Annotated in this window: 15 protein-coding genes; 1 reads left to right on the top strand and 14 read right to left on the bottom strand. The window is 69.1% G+C overall.

Annotation, left to right across the window (positions count from 1 at the left end; all coding sequences use genetic code 11):
- The first annotated feature begins 86 nt into the window (after window positions 1-86).
- Window positions 87-734: a lipopolysaccharide kinase InaA family protein gene (locus tag CHC02_RS02515; RefSeq protein ID WP_089389945.1), complete on the top strand. Its 648-nt coding sequence runs from the start codon at window positions 87-89 to the stop codon at window positions 732-734.
- On the opposite strand, the gene CHC02_RS02510 is transcribed toward CHC02_RS02515, so the two are convergent.
- From CHC02_RS02510 to glnE, 14 genes are all read right to left on the bottom strand, one after another.
- Complete coding sequence (locus CHC02_RS02510; protein WP_244160896.1) at window positions 721-1,884, bottom strand: O-antigen ligase family protein; 1,164 nt, start codon at window positions 1,882-1,884, stop codon at window positions 721-723. The genes CHC02_RS02515 and CHC02_RS02510 overlap by 14 nt on opposite strands.
- A 71-nt stretch (window positions 1,885-1,955) precedes the next feature.
- A complete protein-coding gene (locus CHC02_RS02505) occupies window positions 1,956-2,822 on the bottom strand; it encodes a glycosyltransferase family 2 protein (RefSeq protein WP_089389944.1) in 867 nt (288 codons plus the stop codon).
- 50 nt (window positions 2,823-2,872) lie between these two features.
- Complete coding sequence (locus CHC02_RS02500; RefSeq protein ID WP_089389943.1) at window positions 2,873-3,829, bottom strand: glycosyltransferase family protein; 957 nt, start codon at window positions 3,827-3,829, stop codon at window positions 2,873-2,875.
- Between the two features lie 34 nt (window positions 3,830-3,863).
- On the bottom strand, window positions 3,864-5,000 hold the full coding sequence (locus tag CHC02_RS02495; protein WP_089389942.1) for a glycosyltransferase: 1,137 nt from the start codon (window positions 4,998-5,000) through the stop codon (window positions 3,864-3,866).
- Window positions 4,984-6,741: a carbamoyltransferase family protein gene (locus CHC02_RS02490; protein WP_089389941.1), complete on the bottom strand. Its 1,758-nt coding sequence runs from the start codon at window positions 6,739-6,741 to the stop codon at window positions 4,984-4,986. The genes CHC02_RS02495 and CHC02_RS02490 overlap by 17 nt, the downstream gene beginning before the upstream one ends.
- Window positions 6,742-6,816: 75 nt before the next feature.
- Window positions 6,817-8,307, bottom strand: coding sequence for a lipopolysaccharide kinase InaA family protein (locus CHC02_RS02485; RefSeq protein ID WP_089389940.1), 1,491 nt, complete (start codon window positions 8,305-8,307; stop codon window positions 6,817-6,819).
- Entirely contained in the window at window positions 8,304-9,059 is a 756-nt protein-coding gene (locus CHC02_RS02480) for a lipopolysaccharide kinase InaA family protein (RefSeq protein WP_089389939.1), read from the bottom strand. The genes CHC02_RS02485 and CHC02_RS02480 overlap by 4 nt, the downstream gene beginning before the upstream one ends.
- Window positions 9,056-9,790, bottom strand: a complete 735-nt coding sequence (locus CHC02_RS02475) for a lipopolysaccharide kinase InaA family protein (protein ID WP_089389938.1) — start codon at window positions 9,788-9,790, stop codon at window positions 9,056-9,058. The genes CHC02_RS02480 and CHC02_RS02475 overlap by 4 nt, the downstream gene beginning before the upstream one ends.
- Window positions 9,790-10,596 carry a lipopolysaccharide core heptose(I) kinase RfaP gene (gene rfaP / locus CHC02_RS02470; RefSeq protein ID WP_089389937.1) on the bottom strand — a complete coding sequence of 269 codons (807 nt, stop codon included), beginning with the start codon at window positions 10,594-10,596 and terminating at the stop codon, window positions 9,790-9,792. Before rfaP ends, CHC02_RS02475 begins: the two co-directional genes overlap by 1 nt.
- 102 nt (window positions 10,597-10,698) lie before the next feature.
- Window positions 10,699-11,820, bottom strand: coding sequence for a glycosyltransferase family 4 protein (locus tag CHC02_RS02465; RefSeq protein ID WP_089389936.1), 1,122 nt, complete (start codon window positions 11,818-11,820; stop codon window positions 10,699-10,701).
- A complete protein-coding gene (gene waaC / locus CHC02_RS02460; protein WP_089389935.1) occupies window positions 11,817-12,884 on the bottom strand; it encodes a lipopolysaccharide heptosyltransferase I in 1,068 nt (355 codons plus the stop codon). Before waaC ends, CHC02_RS02465 begins: the two co-directional genes overlap by 4 nt.
- Window positions 12,881-13,915, bottom strand: coding sequence for a lipopolysaccharide heptosyltransferase II (gene waaF / locus CHC02_RS02455; protein ID WP_089389934.1), 1,035 nt, complete (start codon window positions 13,913-13,915; stop codon window positions 12,881-12,883). Before waaF ends, waaC begins: the two co-directional genes overlap by 4 nt.
- An 82-nt stretch (window positions 13,916-13,997) precedes the next feature.
- Window positions 13,998-14,921 carry a branched-chain-amino-acid transaminase gene (ilvE, locus tag CHC02_RS02450; RefSeq protein WP_089389933.1) on the bottom strand — a complete coding sequence of 308 codons (924 nt, stop codon included), beginning with the start codon at window positions 14,919-14,921 and terminating at the stop codon, window positions 13,998-14,000.
- Between the two features lie 82 nt (window positions 14,922-15,003).
- Entirely contained in the window at window positions 15,004-17,952 is a 2,949-nt protein-coding gene (gene glnE / locus CHC02_RS02445) for a bifunctional [glutamate--ammonia ligase]-adenylyl-L-tyrosine phosphorylase/[glutamate--ammonia-ligase] adenylyltransferase (protein ID WP_089389932.1), read from the bottom strand.
- Window positions 17,953-17,988 lie beyond the last annotated feature (36 nt).

Genomic DNA, 17,988 nt, shown 5'->3' with positions numbered 1-17,988 from the left:
GCTGAAAAGGCCGGCGATTATAACACAGGCCTCTCGTTTGCCCGGCGCCTGGGCTACTATAGCCGGCCCCGTCCAGGAACCCCGGTATGCAACAGCTAGACCTTCCCGCCTATGAATCGCTGCGCGCCGGTGCCACAGTGCTGGAAGCCGACGGGCATGGCGACAAGGTCCTGCGCCTGCCCGACGGCAACTTCGTCAAGCTGTTCCGGCGCAAGCGGCTGGTCTCCTCGGCGGCGCTCTACCCCTACGCCCGGCGCTTCGCCGACAACGCCCTGGCCCTGCAGCGGCTGGGCATCCCCTGCCCCGAGGTGATCGGCGTCTACCGCGTGCCCGCCATCGCCCGCGACCTGGTGCACTACCGCCCGCTGCCGGGCCAGACGCTGCGCCAGCTGATCGCCGCCGGCCAGGCCGGCGGCGCCCTGCGCGAGCGCCTGGGCGAGCTGATCGCCCGCCTACACGAACGCGGCGTGTACTTCCGCTCGCTGCACCTGGGCAACGTGGTGCAGACCCCGCAGGGCGAACTGGGGCTGATCGACATCGCCGACATGAAGACCCAGCGCCGCGCCCTCGGCCGCCTGCAGCGCAAGCGCAACTTCGCGCATATGCTGCGCTACGCCGAGGATCGGCAGTGGTTGCTGGCGGACAAGGGCAACGAGCTGAGCGCGGGCTACCTGCGCCACGGCAAGGTACGCTGGGACGCCCGCGAACTGCAGGGCATCCTCAACGCCGGTTGAGTTCGCCGCCGGTCTCCCCAGCCGGGCGCTCCAGGCTCAGGCCGAGCAGGAATACCGCCCAGGGCATCAGCCACATGGCGCGGGTGCGCTCCCACAGGCTGAACACGTCGAACTGCATGGCCACGCTGGCGAAGACCCACAGCAGCAGCAGCGCCAGGCCCAGTTGCGTATGGCGGCTACGCCAGGCCCGCAGCCCCAGCATCGCCCAGAGCAGCAGCCAGACGAGCAGCGCCGGAATCCCGTACTGCAAGGCGGTATGCAGCAGGAAGTTGTGGGTGCTGCCATGGTAACCGCCGGCCCAGCCCTGGACCTCGTAGGTGGTGCCATAGCCCACGCCGATCCAGAAATGCTCGCGCAGGATCGGCAAGGCGCTGCGCAACAGTTCCAGCCGCTCCGAATCCCCCCGTGCCATCAGGCTCGGCTCCAGGCAGAACAGCGCGGCCCCGCCGACCAGGGTCGACAGGGCAGCCAGGCGCCAGCGCCAGCCCGGCAGCAGCACCAGGCAGAACGTCGCCGTGGCCATCAGCGCCAGCAACGCTCCGCGGCTGCCACACAGGGCGACGTAGAACAGCGGGGGAAGCTGCAGCAGCAACCAGGCCAGCCGCCAGCCGCGCCCCGCCGGGCGCAATGGCAGCGCCATCACCAGCAGGAAAGCCGTGGCGTATGCGGCCGCATTGGGATTGTCGAGGAAACCACCGAAGCCGTTCAGGCGCCCGGGCGCGTAGGCCGGGGCCCAGAGCAGCGCGGCCAGGCAATAGAGGCTGTTGAGCACGCCGAGCGCTACCAGGGTACCGCGCAGGCGTGGCTCGCTGGCCCGCGCCCAGAGCAACCAGCCGCAGACCAGCAACACGAAGAGGCTCGACTGCTTGACCCGCGACAATCGGTCGAAATCCCCGACAGCCCACAGCAGCGAGAGATTGGCCCAGGCGAACAGCGCCAAGAACAACCACATTTCCCTGCGCTCACCGATCAGCCGCCCCAGTTCGGCGCGGCGGGCGATCACCAGCCAGAGCGCCGGCAGGTACACGAACAGCGCCACCGTGGTGTAGTAGAACTTCATGGTCGGCGTCAGCAGCACCCCGGCGAGGGTCCAGAACACACCGAACCCCAGCATCGCCTCGGCCACGCGGTCCCGGCGGGCGACAGGCACGCCGCCCCGGCCCGCGGCGGGCCGCCAGGTCTGCCATGCCTGCAATAACATCGACTTCATCCCGAACGCGCTCATCCCTCGTGGAACTTGAACAACAGGTGGCGCAGGCGGCGCCAGGTCACGCGGTTCCAGCGCCACGGCGGCAGCCTCAGCAGAAGCCGCAGGGCATAGGCCTTGTCCGACACCACCGAGTGCTTGAGCGCCTTGTTGATCACGCAGGTGAAACCCTGCGAGTAGCCGGGCTGGCCGCGGTAGGGGGCGATGGCCATCAGGTCGTAGTCGAGCTGCCGCTGGTAGGCGGTCTTGGACATGTTGCCCGAGTGCCTGCGGTAGAGCGTCACCAGCTCCGGCAGCACATCCGTGCGATAACCCAGGTGGGCGATCTTCAGGGTGATCTGGAAATCCTGGATGCGAATCTCCGGGTCATAGCCACCGGCACGGTCCAGCGCCTCGCGTCGATACATGGCCACGGGGGCGCCGATGGCATGGGCGCGGGACAGCAGCTCGACGAAGCTGTAGCTGCGCAGCGGCTTGCCCTCCTCGGCCTTCAGCCGCCGGCCTTCGGCGTCGACGTAGATCACCCGCGCGCCGACGCAGCCCACCTGGGGATGCGCCTCGAGGTAGGCGGCCTGCAGCGACAGGCGGCCCGGCAGCATCACATCGTCGGAGTCGGGGGTGGCGATGAACTCGCCACGGGCATGGCCCAGGGCCGTGTTCAGGGCGGCGCTCACGCCCTGGTTGGCTTGCCGGTAGAACTGGAAACCGTAGCGCTGGCGCAAGGCCTCGATCTTCTCGGCGCTGGCGTCCTGGGAGCCGTCATCGACGACGATCAGCTCGAAGTTCGGGTAGTCCTGCGCGAGGATGCTCAGCAGTGCCTCCTCGATGTAGCGTTCGCGGTTGTAACAGGGTACCAGCACGGAGATCAGCGGCTTGGCCACGACCACCTCCGGCCCCGACGGCCGCCGCGAAAGCTTCGACGCATGAATGTTCAAATTCCCAAGGCCCGGCGTAATCGTTCCAGCCTGCCCGGTTGCGGGCGAGGGCGCAAGGGTGGTGCCATCGCCTCGACGATGCGCGCCCCGATGCGGCTGAAACCGAAGCCTTCCCCGGCCAGCCGGCGGCCCTGTTCGGCGATGCGCGCGGCCAGGGCGGGGTCCTCGCGCAGCACCTGCAGCTTGCGGCGCAGCTCGGGGATGTCGCGGTAGAAGACGACGTTCTGCATGTCGGCCAGGCCCAGCGCGCGGTTCTCCTCTTCCCCCTGATCGTAGGCGAAAAGCACGCAGCCGCAGGCCATGGCCTCGAAGTTCTTGATCATGTACTCGCCCATGCCGACGTCCGCGCTGACGAAGAAGCGGATGCGGTTGAGCGTGTTCAGGTAGTCCGCGCCGGAGTTGGTCTTGGTGACCAGCAGGTTCTCCACCTTGCCCAGTTCGTCCAGCAGCGCCTTGCGCCCGCTGTAGGCCACGCTGCCGGTGCTGCCGACGAAGGCCAGCTCGATGTCGCGCTCGCGGCCCAGGTCGTGGAGCAGGTCCTGGTCGTAGCCCTTGGGCACGAAGACGGCGTCGAAGCCTTCCTCGCGCAGGCGCCGGGCGACCACCGCGCCGGAGCTGATCACCCGCGCCCAGGGCATGCGCCGGTAGTGGGCGCTGAACTTGCCGGTGTACTTGCAGGGGATGTAGTTCTGGTAGGCGTCGTGTTCGAGGATCACCAGGTTCGGCACGCTGGCGATGAAGGAAGCCTGGCGCATTTCCTTCTTGAAGCGCAGGAAGAACAGGATGCGGTCGTAGCGCGTGACGTCCACCTGCTCGCGGAAGTAGCGGCGCAGGTTGGCCTGCTCGTCACTGCTCAGCCAGCGCAGGTCGCATTCGCAGTGTTCGGCGATGCCGTCGTAGAGGCGGTCGAGAATGGCGCGTTGTTCTTTCTGAACCAGAAACAGGACTTTCAAGACTCACCTTTTCGCATCCCGGCCAGCGGGCAGTCTATTCGGAAGCACCGCGCGTCAGCGCGCGGACCAGCGGCAGGCTCCAGAACTCCCGGCGCACCGCCTCGTCGGAGAAGCGGCTACGCAGGCGCTCGTCCATCAGCCGGGCGCAGGCTTCGCGCTGCTGCCGGTCCAGCGCGGCCAGGTGCCCCAGGCCCTGGGCCAGCGCCGCGTCGTCGCGCAGCGGGAAGAGGATGCCCAGGCCTTCGACGATCTCGCCGGTGCCCCCGCCGGCGGTGGAGATCAGCGGCACGCCGGCGGCCATGGCCTCCAGCAGGACCATGCCGAAGGGCTCGTGGTCGGAACTCAGGGCGAAGACGTCGAAGGCCTTGAAGTAGCGCCGCGCGTCCGGCACCTGGCCGAGGAACAGCACCCGTTCGGCGATGCCCAGCTCGCGGGCCAGTTCCTTGAGGTCTTCCTCCAGGCGGCCCTTGCCGAGGATCGCCAGCAGCGCGGCCGGCGGCAGCTGCGGCAGCGCCGCGGCGAAGCCGCGCAGCAGCGTGGCCTGGTCCTTGTCCGGGTGCAGGCGGCCGACGTTGCCGACCACCCAGGCGTTGTCCGCCAGGCGCAGGTGCTGGCGCGCCGGGTAGCGCTCCACCTGCTCGGCCTGCAGGGCGTCGACGTCGACGCGGTTGTACAGCGTCTCGATGCGCTCGGCCGGCCAGGCCGGCAGGCACTGGCGCAGCTCGTCGCGCACCGCGTTGGACACCGCCAGCAGGCTCAGGCGCTTGGCGAACAGTTTGGCGAACAGCTTGCGGCCGAGCCGGCGGTAGTCGCCGAAGCCGTGGTGCACGCCGATCACCGGCAGGCGGGTGGCGAGCATGGCCACCCAGGTCGGCTTGAAGCGGTGCGCGATGCAGAAGCGGAAGTCCCGCGAGCGGGCGATCTCGCGCAGGTCGCGGATGGCGCGCAGCTTGAGGCCGCGCACGTCCTTCGAGCTGTAGTCGAGGAACAGCACCTCGTCGCTGGCGCAGCCGGCGGCCACCTCGGCGTCGGGCGCGCCGGTGAGGAACACCGTGGTCACCCGGTAGCCGGTGCCGGCGAACAGGCTGGCGTACTGACGGGCGCAATCCAGGAAGGGCCCGTCATAGCCGTGGCAGAACTGCAGGACCCGCGGTTCAGCCGAGCGAGTCATAGGCCGCCGCGCCTTCCTTGACCACCAGGATGTCCTGCATGATCAGGTACTGCAGGTCCGAACCGTAGAACATGTTCAGCGCGTCGGTCGGCGAGCAGATCATCGGTTCGCCGCGGCGGTTCAGCGAGGTGTTCAGCGCCACGCCGTTGCCGGTGAGCTTCTCCAGCTCCTTCATCAGGTCGTAGTAGCGCGGGTTGAACTCGCGCTTGAGCACCTGGGCGCGGGAGGTGCCGTCCTCGTGGACGACTTCCGGCACGCGGGTCTTCCACTCCTCGTTGACCTCGAAGGTGAAGGTCATGAACGGCGCCGGGTGGTCGATCCTGAACATCTGCGGGCCGACGGTATCCAGCATCGACGGGCAGAACGGCCGCCAGCGCTCGCGGAACTTGATCTGCGCGTTGATCCGGTCGGCCACGCCCGGCACGCTCGGGCAGCCGAGGATGGAACGCCCGCCCAGGGCGCGCGGGCCGAACTCCATGCGGCCCTGGAACCAGGCCACCGGGTTGCCGTCGGCCAGCACCTTGCCGATCAGCTCGGGCACGTTGTCGATCTTGCGCCAGGCCGGCGCCGCCGCGTGGCGGGCGCAGGCGGCGATGACGTCTTCGTTGCTGTAGGCCGGGCCGAGGTAGACGTGCTCCATCTTCTCCACCGGCACGCCACGCTCCCAGGAGACGTAGGCGGCGGCGCCCACCGCGGTGCCGGCGTCGCTGGCCGCGGGCTGCACGTACAGCTCCTTGACCTCGGGGCGGGCGATGATCTTCTGGTTCAGCTTGACGTTCAGCGCGCAGCCGCCGGCGAAGGCGATCTTGCCGGTCTCGCGGAGGATGTCGCCCAGGTAGTAGTCCATCATCTCCAGCGCCAGCTTCTCGAACAGCGCCTGGATGCTGGCGGCGTAGTGGATGTACGGGTCGTCGGCGATGTCGCCTTCGCGCTTGGGCCCCAGCCACTCGATCAGCTTGGGCGAGAAGTAGTAGCCCTTGCCCTTTTCCTTGTAGCGGCGCAAACCGATGACGTTGGCGTAGTCGGTGTTGATGATCAGCTCGCCGTTCTCGAACTTGGCCAGGCGCGAGAAATCGTACTTGCTGGCGTCGCCATAGGGCGCCATGCCCATGACCTTGAACTCGCCGTCGAGCATGTCGAAGCCGAGGTACTCGGTCAGCGCGCCGTACAGGCCGCCGAGGGAATCCGGGTCGTAGAATTCCTTGATCTTGTGGATCTTGCCGTTCTCGCCGTAGCCGAAGAAGGTGGTGGCGTACTCGCCCTTGCCGTCGATCCCGAGGATCGCCGTCTTCTCCTTGAAGCCGGAGCAGTGGTAGGCGCTGGAGGCGTGGGCCAGGTGGTGTTCCACCGGCTGGATCTTGACCTTCTTCAGGTCGAAGCCCAGTTGCTGCAGGCACCACTGGATGCGCTTGTAGTAGCGCTTGTAGCGGCGGTTGCCGAGCAGGATGGCGTCCAGCGCGCGGTCCGGGGCGTAGGCGTAGCGCTTGGCGTAGTGCCAGCGGGCCTTGCCGAACAGGCTGATGGGGGCGAAGGGAATGGCTACCACGTCGACGTCGGACGGCTTGATCCCGGCCTGCTCCAGGCAGAACTTCGCCGACTCGTAGGGCATGCGGTTCTTCGCGTGCTTGTCGCGGACGAAGCGCTCTTCTTCGACCGCCGCGACCAGCTTGCCGTCGATGTACAGGGCGGCGGAAGGGTCATGGCTTACGGCGCCGGACAGGCCGAGGATGGTCAATGCCACTGGTGTTGCCTCTTGGTAAAGCCCGGCCCCGTCAGCGGGGCCCAGGCGATGATCTTCGTCGGCTCGTCGGAGCCTTCACTTCCCGGGTCGGTCTTGCGCTTGGACGCCGGCCTTGGGTATGCGTTCATCCAGCAGCCGGTGGAGCGCGCTGTCCTGCGGCCAGTTGCGCAGGAAACGTGCGCGGTCGCGGGCGTAGGCGCGTTCGAAACCGGCCTGGCCGTGGTGCTTGTGCATGGCGTCGAGGTCGATCAGCGCCCAGCGCCCCCCGTCGCCCTCGCCCTGCCAGAACAGGTTGTGGCCCTTGAGGTCGCCGTGGCTGATGCGCTCGCGCCGCAGCGCCGCGAACAGGCTGTCCAGGGCCTTCAGCTCGGCCTCCGGCGGCATGCCGGCCCCGTCCGGATCGTCCAGATGGGGTTTGAAACGGGCGATTATATCCTGCCCGCCCAGGTAATCGGTAATCAGGAAGGCCGGCCCGCGCAGCCACAGCCAGCGCCGTTCCAGCACCGCCAGGGGTTTCGCGGTGGCGATGCCGAGGGCTTCCAGGCGGTTGCCTTCGCGCCAGGAGGCCCAGGCGCGGCTGGGGCGCCAGAAGCGCTTGAGCCAGTGCAGCAGGTTCTTGATGTTGTAACGTTTCACTACCAGCGGCCGGCCAGCCAGCTCCACTTTCGCCACGGTAGCGGCACCACCGGTCTTGTAGACATGCCCCCGGTCAATGAAAGCGTCCGGCTCGGCCAGCAGCGGCGCCAGGCCGGCTTCCTCTTCGCGACGCACCGCGCGCAGGCCGAAGGCGCCGCGGCGCACGCTGAACAGGCTGCAGTCGCGGCCGATCTTCTTCAGCAGGTCGGCGACGCGCCAGCGGCGCACCCGGGCGATCTCCTTCTGCAGGGCCTCCAGCGGCAGCGCGTGCTCGCCGTTGACCAGCAGGTAGTGCACCAGCAGCTCTTCGAGGAAGGGGTCGAGGCTGGCCGGCAGCTGGGCGAAGAACACCCCGAGGTTTTCCAGCACCTGCTTGCGCGACAGCGGCTGGCCGGGCGTCTCGGCGCGGATGCCGGCGCCGTCGATCAGGTACAGGCGGCCGTCGTGGCGCAGCAGGTTGTCCAGGTGCAGGTCTTCCTGCCAAAGGCCCTTGGCGTGCAGCTCGGCGATGGCCGCCAGGGCCTCGCCGAGCACCGCCTGCTGGGCGTCGGACAGCGCCAACTCGGCCTCCACCGCGCGCCAGGCGTCGCCGAGGCTTTCGGCGCCGTCGAGGAATTCGAAGAGCAGCCAGCCGCCCTCGCCTTCGCCCAGGCCGTCGGCCAGCAGCAGCGGCGTGGTCAGGCCCTGCTCGGCGAGCAGGCGCACGCCGGCCAGCTCGCGCTGGAAGTGCCGCGCGGCCTTGCCGCCGACCAGCAGCTTGGCCAGCACCTGGCGCCCGCGCCAGTTGCCTGCACCGACGTAGCGCCGGCCCGGCAGCACACGCAGCAGGCTGTCCAGGCGCAGTTCGGCGGGGCCGGCGCCATCGGCCAGTTCCAGCCGCAGCGGCAGCGTCGGCTGGCGCCCGGCGCCTCGCAGTTCGCCCAGCCTCACCCGCGTTTCTCCTTCTTGCGCCGGCGCGCGCCCAGGCGCTTGTACCAGTGGTCCACCTCGGCGCCGTTGGCCGCGCTGCCCAGGTAGGCGGCGAGCAGTTGGCGCACGTCCACCTCGCTCCAGTCGGGGGCGCGGCGCAGCAGCGGCTCCAGGTCCTTGACGCGGTCGCGCAGGCCGAACCACAGCGGGCGGGTCTTCTCCAGGTCGATCAGGCAGGCCTGGAAGCCGTCCCCGGCTTCGCGCAGGAAGATGTGCTTGGGATAGAAGCAGCCGTGCATCTGCCCGGCCTCGTGCAGGCGCCGGGCGAGCATGCCGCAGGCGTGCAGGATGGCCTGGCGGCGCTCGGGCGGCAGGCCGGACCAGTCCTTCAGCCAGGCGTCCAGGTCGCGCCAGCCGTCCAGCGCGCGGGTCACCAGGATGGCGCGGCGTTCGCCGCCCTCTCGGCGCTCGCCGAAGAAGGCTGCCTGCAACGCTGGGATGCCCAGCTGCTGGTAGCGCTGGATGTTGCGGAACTCGCGGGCGAAGGTCGGCTCGCCGCCCGGGCGCAGCAGGCTGCGCGTGAGGTGGTTGCTCTGCCGCTTGAGGTAGTAGGCGCCGCCTTCCAGCTCCAGGCGGAACACGCTACTCCAGCCGCCGCGCTCGGTGTTGGGCTCGTCCACCGCCTCCAGCGGCAGCGTCCAGAGCGCGTCGAAGCCGGCCAGGCCCTGGCTTTGCAGGCGCTCGCGGTCGTCGTCGGCGATGAAGTCGTTCACTCGCGTCCCTCGTAGAAATGGGCGATGCGCCGGACGCGCTGCTTGTCCGAGGCGTTCAGCCGCTCGCGCCGGCGGTACTGCAGATAGAAGCGCAGGCGCTGGGTGGCGGAGAGGTGGTGCTTGGCCACCTTGTCCAGGGTCGCCAGGTCCTTGGTGATGCGGTGGCGCAGCATGAAGCTGACCCAGTAGTCGCCGATCGGGCAGTCGATGAAATACACGGTGCCGGCGGAATCGACCAGGATGTTGCGCCACTTCAGGTCGTTGTGGGTGAAGTGGTGGTCGTGCATCAGCCGCGTGTGCGCCGCCAGCTGCCGGCTGACGTGGTCGACCCAGGCGCGGTCGCGCAGGCGCGGGTCGTCGCGCCGGGCCAGCGCGGCCAGGTCCTCGGTGTCCGGCACCTCGCGGGTGATCATGGCGCCGCGGACGAAGGCGCCGCGCCGGCGCTCCAGGCCCCAGGCCACCACTTCGGCGGTGGGGATGCCCCACTTGGCGAACTGCTTGAGGTTCTGCCACTCGGCCTTGATCCGCGGCCGCGCCAGGTAGCGGTGGTAACCCTTGCCGGCGCTGTTGTAGCGCTTGACGTAGTAGCGCACGCCGTCGCGCTCGATGCGGATCACTTCGGACTTGGGGTCCTTGGTCAGGCGCTCGCCCTGCAGGGCGAACACCGCGTCCAGGCTGCCGAAGTCGGCGGACAGGTGGCTGTAGGCGGGTTCCAGGGTCCAGCCCGACATCAGAGCAGGTCTCCGTAGCGCTGCTTGCGATCGTAGAGTCTGGCGGCCTTGCGCTCCATCCAGGCGAGCAGCGCGGCCTCCTCGCGGAGGATGTCGCGCAGGGGCTTGCGGAAGTAACCGCGCAGGAAGCGTAGCTTGTCGCGTTGCGTCAGGCCGATGTCCAGCGCCGAGAAGTACAGCGCGGCCAGGTCCTTGTCGCGCCAGCGGCGCGGCGTGGCGGCGCGGGTCTGGGCGCGGTGCAGGTCGATCACCGACAGGCGCAGGTCGTCGGGCGTCGGCGCCCGGTCGGTGTGCAGCAGAAAGTGGCAGATGTAGCAGTCGCGGTGGTTCACCCCGGCGCGGTGCATGGTGCCGACCATCTTCGCCACTTCGTCGATCAGCGCGCGCTTGAAGCGCGGCGCCGGCGGCTCGCGCAGCCAGTTCAGCGAGAGCTGTTCGAGGTCGATGGTGGGGGCCAGCTCCTCGGTGACGATGAACGAGTGCTGGCGCGCCGGGTCGCTGCCGCGCTCGCCATAGGCCACCGCGGTCATGGTCGCGACGCCCGCCTGGTGCAGCCGCTCCAGGGCGCGCTGCTCCTGGCCGGCGCCGAGCACCGGGAGCTTGGCGCTGAGCAGGTTCTTGAAGATCTCGCCCCAGCCGATGCCGCGGTGGATCTTGACGAAGTAGCCACGGCCGTCGACCTCGGTGCGCAGGGTGCGGCGGCCTTCCAGCTCGCGGTAGACCTTGCCCTGCAGGCGCTCCACCTCGACGAAGGGGTCCTTGCCGGCCCACAGGCGCTTGAAGGGCTCGTGCAGCTCAAGCTTCATGGCGGAAACCCTTCGTAGGAGCGAGCTTGCTCGCGAACCTGTCCGGCGCGGAAGCGTTCGCGAGCAAGCTCGCTCCTACAGGGAAGCCGGGGAGAGGGGTGTTCATGGGCGCTCCTGCAGGATCACGTCCGCGGCGTGCTGCGGCATGGAGTACAGGTCCGCCGTGTCGGCGAAGGCCAGGCCGTTGCGCGACCAGGCGGCGCGCGCCGCGTCGTCTTCGAGCATCTGCGCCAGCATGCGGTTGAAGGCGTCCTGCTCGAAGGGCGAAGGCACCACGCGGCCGGCATCGGCCTCGGCGATGTAGTGGGCGTAGCCGCAGACGTCGGTGACCAGCACCGGCAGCCCGGCCACCACGGCCTCCAGCAGCACGGTGCCGGTGTTCTCGTTGTAGGCCGGGTGGATCAGCAGGTCGGCGCCGAGCAGGAAGCGCGGGATGTCGCTGCGGCCCTTGAGGATCTGCACCTGGTCCGACAGGCCCAGGGCCTTGACCTGCAGCAGGAAGGGCCTGGGGTCGTCCTGGCCGATGGCGATCAGCCGGGTGCGCTTGCGCAGCGCCCGCGGCAGCGCCGCCAGGGCCTTGAGGCTGCGGTCCAGGCCCTTGGTCTTGAAGCCCGAGCCGATCTGCACCAGCAGCAGGTCGTCGTCGGCCAGCTCGAACTCGCGGCGGAAGTCGGCGCGGATTTCCGCGGCGTTGGCCGGCGCCCGGCGGTCCTGGGCGATGCCCGGGGGCAGCAGGTGGAAGCGCTCGATCGGGGTGTGGTAGTGCTTGATGAACAGCGGCTGCTGGACCTCGGAGATCATCAGCACCTCGGTCTTCGACCCGGGGGCGAACACCGCCCGCTCGTAGTCGGCGAAGTGCTTGTAGCGGCCCCAGCGGCGGTAGACCGGGTTGCGCAGGGTCTGCGCCTTGTCCTCGAAGCAGCCGTCGGCGGCGTAGTAGACGTCAAGGCCGGGCATCTTGTTGAAGCCGATCACCCGGTCCACCGGGTCGCGGGCCAGGTCCGCGGCCAGCCAGGCACTGAACTTCTCGTTGCGGCGATGGTTGAACAGTGCCTTGACCGGCGCCACGCGCACGTCGAAGCCGGGCGGCACCTCGCCTTCCCAGATCGGCGTGTAGACGCGGATGGCATGGCCGCGCTTCTGGCATTCAAGGGCGATGCGCATGAAGTCGCGCTGCAACCCGCCGAACGGGAAGTACTTGTACAGGACGAAAGCCAGTTTCATCGAAGCGTCTCCGGGGCCAGCAGCAGCGCCTCCAGTTGCAGTGCCACGCGCTGCGGGTTCAGGCGCGTGAAGCACAGGGGCTGCTCTTGCCGCAGGTCGAACTGGCGCTTGTCTTCGGCCGTCGGCTGGTAGGTGCAGGTCTTCTGCAGGCAGGGTGCGCAGGGCCAGTCGCTGGCCAGGTGCACCTGGGAACGCCCGTAGGCGCCGGTCAGCCCGGGATTGGTCGGGCCGAAAAGCGACAGCGTCGGCACGTCCAGGGCGGCGGCCAGGTGTCCGAGCCCGGTGTCCACCGCCACGCAGGCGGAAGCGCCGGCCAGGACCTTGGCCATGCCTGCGAGGGATAATTTGGGGAGCACCGAGGCGTTTTCCAAGCCCTGGGCGATGCGCTCGGCGCGCTGGCGCTCGTTGTCGTTGCCCCAGGGCAGCCTGACCGACCAGCCGCGCTCGCCCATGCGCTCGGCCAGCTCGCGCCAGTAGGCCTCGGGCCAGTGCTTGGTGACCCAGGTGGTGCCGTGCAGGAAGACCAGATAAGGCTCGCCGGCGCTCTGATCGATCAGCAGGCCGCGGTCCAGCCCGTAGTCGCCGACGCCCGCGGGCAATGGATAGTCCAGCGCCTGGGCGAACAGCTGGCGCACGCGCTCCACCGCATGCTGGCCCCAGGCGACGCGGTAGCCGCGGTCGTAGAAGCGGCTGGCCGCCGGCTCGCGCGCGGACTCCCTGTCCAGCCCGGCGACCGGCACCTTCTTCGCGTAGCGCGTCAGCCAGGCGCTCTTGAGCAGGCCCTGGGCATCGATCACCAGGTCGTAGTCGACCTCGCGCAGGCGTTTCTTGAAGCGCCGCCACTCGCCGTTCTTCAGGGTCTGCCAGAGGTTCTTGCGCCAGCGCCGGATGGCCACCGGGATGACCTGGGCCACCGCCGGGTGCCAGGCCGGGATCTCGGCGAAGCCCTCCTCGACCACCCAGTCTAACTGGATGCCGGGGATGGCCCGGGCGGCGTCGGTGAGCGCCGGCAGGGTATGGATGACGTCGCCCAGGGACGACGTCTTGATCAGCAGTACCCTCATTCGACGTCGACCGGGTCCGCGACCAGGCGGTCGAGCGCCTGCAGCACCATCGACGGCGGCAGCTCGCGCAGGCAGTTGTAGTGGCCGAAGCGGCACACGCGGTCGAAGCAGGGGCTGCATTCCAGGCCCAGGCGGACGATTTCCACGGCATCGGCCAGCGGCGGAGTGAACTGCGGCGAGGTGGAGCCGTACACCGCCACCAGCGGGCGGTTCAGCGCGGCGGCCACGTGCATCAGGCCGGAGTCGTTGCTGACCACGGCGGATGCGCAGGACATCAGGTCGATGGCCTCGGCCAGGGCGGTTTCGCCGGCGAGGTTCAGCGACTCCTCGCGCAGGCCGGGGATCAGCCGCGAGCGAATGTCCTCGCCGCCGGGGTGGTCGTTCTTCGAGCCGAAGATCCACACCTGCCAGCCGGCGCGGATCTTCGCCTCGGCGACCTTGGCGTAGTATTCCGCCGGCCAGCGCTTGGCCTCGCCGAACTCGGCGCCGGGGCACAGCGCCAGCACCGGGCGGTCCAGGCTCAGGCCGAACTTGGCCAGGGCCGCGTCGCGGCTGGCCGGGTCGATGGCCAGGCGCGGCTGCGGGTAGGGCCTGGGCAGCTCGGTGCCCGGCGGGTAGGCCAGGGCCATGAAGCGCTCGATCATCAGTGGGTAGCGCTGCTTGTCGAGCTTGCGGATGTCGTTGAGCATGCCGTAGCGCATCTCGCCCTTCCAGCCGGTGCGCCGGGGAATGCCGGCGAAGAACGGCACCAGGGCGGACTTGAGCGAGTTGGGCAGGAGGATCGCCTGGTCGTACCGGCCAACCAGGGACTTGCCGATGCGCCGGCGCGCGGCGACGTCGAGCACGCCGTGGCCGAGCGGGAAGCTCAGGGCCTGGCGCACTTCGGGCATGCGTTCGAGGATCGGCCGGCTCCAGTCGGGCGCCAGCACGTCGATCTGGCAGTCGGGGTGTTCGCGCTTCAGGCACTCGAAGAGCGTCTGCGCCATCACCATGTCGCCGACCCAGGAGGGACCTACGATCAGAATATTCATAGTCGGGAAGCTTCAAGCTGAAAGCTTCAAGCCGCAAGCCGGAAGTGCTCCCGCTTGCGGCTTGAGGCTCGATGCTTGCAGCTTATCGTACCAGTGTGCGCCACTCCGGATGGGCGCTGGTCTTGCCGGTGACCAGGTCGAAGTAGGCCTTCTGCAGTTGCTCGGTCACCGGGCCGCGGCGGCCGATGCCGATCTGCCGGCCGTCCACCTCGCGGATCGGGGTGACTTCGGCGGCGGTGCCGGTGAAGAAGGCCTCGTCGGCGATGTACACCTCGTCGCGGGTGATGCGCTTCTCCACCACCTTGATGCCCAGCTCGTCGGCCAGGGTCAGCACGGTGTTGCGGGTGATGCCGTTCAGGCAGGCGGTGACTTCCGGGGTGTAGATCACGCCGTCCTTGATGATGAAGATGTTCTCGCCCGAACCCTCGGCCACGTAGCCTTCGGGGTCCAGCATCATGGCCTCGTCGGCGCCGCCGGAGATGGCTTCCTGCAGGGCCAGCATCGAGTTGATGTAGGCGCCGTTGGACTTGGCGCGGGTCATCGAGATGTTCACGTGGTGGCGGGTGAAGGAGCTGGTGCGCACCTTGATGCCCTGCTCCAGGGCGTCGTCGCCCATGTAGGCGCCCCAGTGCCAGGCGGCGACTATCACGTGGACCTTCAGGCCGGCGGCGCGCAGGCCCATGCCTTCGCTTCCGTAGAACACCATCGGGCGGATGTAGGCGCTTTCCAGGTTGTTCTCGCGGACCGCGGCGCGGGTCGCTTCGTTGATCTCTTCCTTGGTGAACGGCATCTTCATGTTCATGATGTGCGCCGAGTCGAAGAGACGGTCGGTGTGGGCCTGCAGGCGGAAGATCGCGGTGCCCTGCGGGGTGTCGTAGGCGCGCACGCCCTCGAACACGCCCATGCCGTAGTGCAGGGTGTGGGTCAGAACGTGGGTGGTCGCCTCGCGCCACTGCACCAGTTCGCCGTCATACCAGATCACGCCATCACGATCGGCCATCGACATATTTGCCAGCTCCTCACAGAAATTCGTCGTCCGGTCGCCGCGGAACCCAGCCCCGCCGGCGACCTGTGCGTACTGCCCGGGATCAGGCGAGCTCGAGCTCGCGCCAGACCCGCATCACTCCGCGGCGCTCTTCATGGAAACGGTCGCCGCCCACTACCCCTGGCTGTTTCTGCAGCGCCAGACGGTGCGCGGCTGCGCGATAGGCCTTGTAGGCCTCCTGCAGGAAACGGACGTCCTCGCTGGCGATCAGGCCAGCCCGCTCCAACCCTTCCAGGATGCGGATGTTGTCGGTGAACTGCAGCAACCCAGGGTGCTGCCACGACCAGGCAAGGGCCGCATATTGCACCATAAATTCGATATCGACGATACCACCGGCATCCTGCTTGAGATCGAAGGGCGCCGCGGCTTCGAAGGCATTCGGCGCGGTGCCGGCGGCGGTCGCGGGGGTGCCCAGGTTGTCGCGCATCTTCGCGCGCATCTCGCTGACCTCGCGGCGCAGCTCGGCCAGGTCGCGATGGCGCCCCACCACCGCGGCGCGGATGCCCTCGAAGGCTTCGGCCACGCGCGGGCTGCCGGCCAGCACGCGGGCGCGCACCAGGGCCTGGTGCTCCCAGGTCCAGGCCTCGTTCTGCTGGTAGGCCTGGAAGGCCGCCAGCGAACTCACCAGCAGGCCGGCGGCGCCGCTGGGGCGCAGGCGCATGTCCACCTCGTAGAGCGCACCGGAGGTGGTCTGGGCGGTGAGGAAGTGGATGATCTTCTGCCCCAGGCGGGTGAAGAACTGCGAGCCGTCGATGGGCTTGGCGCCGTCGGTCTCGCGCTGCGGGTCGCCGTCGTGGATGAACACCAGGTCCAGGTCCGAGCCGTGGCCCAGCTCCAGGCCGCCGACCTTGCCGTAGCCGACGATGATGAAGTCGGTGTCGCAGGGCGTGCCGTCGGCCCGCAGCGGCCGGCCGTGGCGCTGCACCAACTGGTGCCAGGCCAGGGCCAGGACCTGTTCGAGGATGGCCTCGGCGAGCCAGGTCAGGTAGTCGCTGACCTTCATCAGCGGCAGGGTGCCGGCGATTTCCGAGGCCACCACGCGCAGGCCATGGGCCAGCTTGAAGTGACGGAGGGTCTCCATCTGCTGTTCGAGGTCGTCCTCGGGGATGCGCATCAGCCGCTCGCGCAGCTCGGCGGCCAGCTCCGGCGCCAGCGGCGGGCGCAGCAGGCGGCCCTCGTTGAGCAGCTCGTCGAGCAGGATGGGGAACCTGGCGATCTGCTCGGCCACCATCGGGCTGGCCGCGCACAGCGTCAGCAGCCGCTCCAGGGCGCCGGGGTTCTCGGTGAGCAGCACCAGGTAGGCCGAGCGCCGCGCCACCGCCTCCACCAGGGGCAGCACGCGCTCCAGGGTCAGGTCCGGCTTCTCGTGCTCGGCGAGCATGTTCAAAAGGCGCGGCACGAAGGCGTCCAGGCGCTCGCGGCCCAGGCGCTGCATGGCGCGCACCTGGTTGCCGTGGCGCAGGTCGATGAGCCGCTTGAAGGCCGCCGCCGGCTCGGCGAAGCCGGCCTCGGCCAGCTGCCGGCAGGCGGACTCCTCGTCCATCTGCTCTTCCCACAGCGGCAGCCACTCGGCGCCGGGCGTGGCGCCCTCGTTCTCGCCGCTCTCGTCCTCGTCGGGGTCGGCGATCACCTGGCGGAAGTGCCAGTCGACGCGCTCGCGCCAGTGGTTGATCGCCTCGTGGAACGCCGACCAGTTGGCGAAGCCCATGATGAAGGCCACGCGGATGCGCGACAGCTCGTCCTCCGGCAGCATCTGCGTCTGCCGGTCGTCGATGGCCTGCAGGGCGTGCTCGGCGTAGCGCAGGAACTGGTAGCCCTCGCGCAGCTCGGCGACCACCTGCGGCGGCAGGTAGCCCTGCCCCTCCAGGGTCGCCAGCACCCGCAGCAGCGGCCGCTGCTGCAGGCTCAGGTCGCGGCCGCCGTGGATCAGCTGGAAGGCCTGGGCGATGAATTCCACCTCGCGGATGCCGCCGGCGCCGAGCTTGATGTTCTCGCTCATGCCCTTGCGCCGCACCTCCTGCTGGATCAGCTGCTTCATGTTGCGCAGCGCCTCGATGGCCGAGAAGTCCAGGTAGCGCCGGTAGACGAACGGCCGCAGCAGCTCCAGCAGGCGCTGGCCGGCGTCCTGGTCGCCGCCGACCACCCGCGCCTTGATCATCGCGTAGCGTTCCCAGTCGCGGCCCTGGTCCTGGTAGTACTGCTCCAGCGCGGCGAAGCTGTGCACCAGCGGGCCGCTGGAGCCGTAGGGGCGCAGGCGCATGTCGACGCGGAAGACGAAGCCTTCGACGGTGATGGCGTCCAGCGCCTTGATCAGCTTCTGCCCCAGGCGGGTGAAGAACTCCTGGTTGTCCAGGGCGCGGCGGGCGCCCTGGGTCTCGCCGCCCTCGGGGTAGCCGAAGATCAGGTCGATGTCCGAGGACAGGTTCAGCTCGCCGGCGCCGAGCTTGCCCATGCCCAGCACCACCAGCTGCTGCGGCAGGCCGGAGCGGTGGCCGATGGGCGTGCCGAACTGCTGGCAGTGCCTTTCATAGAGCCAGCGGTAGGCCAGGTCGATGCAGGTGTCGGCGAGGTCGGAAAGGTCGCGGCAGGTGCCGGTCAGGTCGCTGCCGCGGGTCAGATCGCGCCAGACGATGCGCACCTGCTGGCGCCGGCGGAAGCGGCGCAGGCGGCGGCCCAGCTCGTCCTCGTCGGCGCAGTCGGCCAGCAGCGCCTCCAGTTGCGCGCGCATCTCGCCGCGCTCCAACGGCCGGTCCAGCCGGCCGCTGGCCACCAGCTCGAGGAAACCCGCGGCATCGCGCGCCGCCTGCTCGGCGACGAAGTCGCTGGCGGCGCAGACCTGGGCGAAGTCGGCGTGGCGCTCGGCGGACCACTGCTCATGAAGGGCGGCGCTTTCGGCGGGAAGATCGGCCACGGCGGTACTGAAGGTCTGCCCCGCGCGCTCGGCGAGGGGCTTCAAGGTGGCCGGCAAGGCGGCCCGGGACGGCAGAGTCATGCATCGATCCTGATGAACGGCAACCCCGCGGAAGCC

Source organism: Pseudomonas delhiensis, assembly GCF_900187975.1.
Lineage (GTDB): Bacteria > Pseudomonadota > Gammaproteobacteria > Pseudomonadales > Pseudomonadaceae > Pseudomonas > Pseudomonas delhiensis.
The sequence above is the reverse complement of the archived record's forward strand: the minus strand, read 5'-3'. Positions and strand labels throughout refer to the sequence as shown.

Bases quoted from the DNA above. Each gene is read 5' to 3' on its own strand.
- CHC02_RS02515 (WP_089389945.1), top strand. From the start codon at position 87: ATGCAACAGCTAGACCTTCCCGCCTATGAATCGCTGCGCGCCGGTGCC.
- CHC02_RS02495 (WP_089389942.1), bottom strand. From the start codon at position 5,000: ATGACTCGCTCGGCTGAACCGCGGGTCCTGCAGTTCTGCCACGGCTAT.
- CHC02_RS02475 (WP_089389938.1), bottom strand. From the start codon at position 9,790: ATGTCGGGCTGGACCCTGGAACCCGCCTACAGCCACCTGTCCGCCGAC.
- rfaP (WP_089389937.1), bottom strand. From the start codon at position 10,596: ATGAAGCTTGAGCTGCACGAGCCCTTCAAGCGCCTGTGGGCCGGCAAG.
- CHC02_RS02465 (WP_089389936.1), bottom strand. From the start codon at position 11,820: ATGAAACTGGCTTTCGTCCTGTACAAGTACTTCCCGTTCGGCGGGTTG.
- waaC (WP_089389935.1), bottom strand. From the start codon at position 12,884: ATGAGGGTACTGCTGATCAAGACGTCGTCCCTGGGCGACGTCATCCAT.
- waaF (WP_089389934.1), bottom strand. From the start codon at position 13,915: ATGAATATTCTGATCGTAGGTCCCTCCTGGGTCGGCGACATGGTGATG.
- ilvE (WP_089389933.1), bottom strand. From the start codon at position 14,921: ATGTCGATGGCCGATCGTGATGGCGTGATCTGGTATGACGGCGAACTG.
- glnE (WP_089389932.1), bottom strand. From the start codon at position 17,952: ATGACTCTGCCGTCCCGGGCCGCCTTGCCGGCCACCTTGAAGCCCCTC.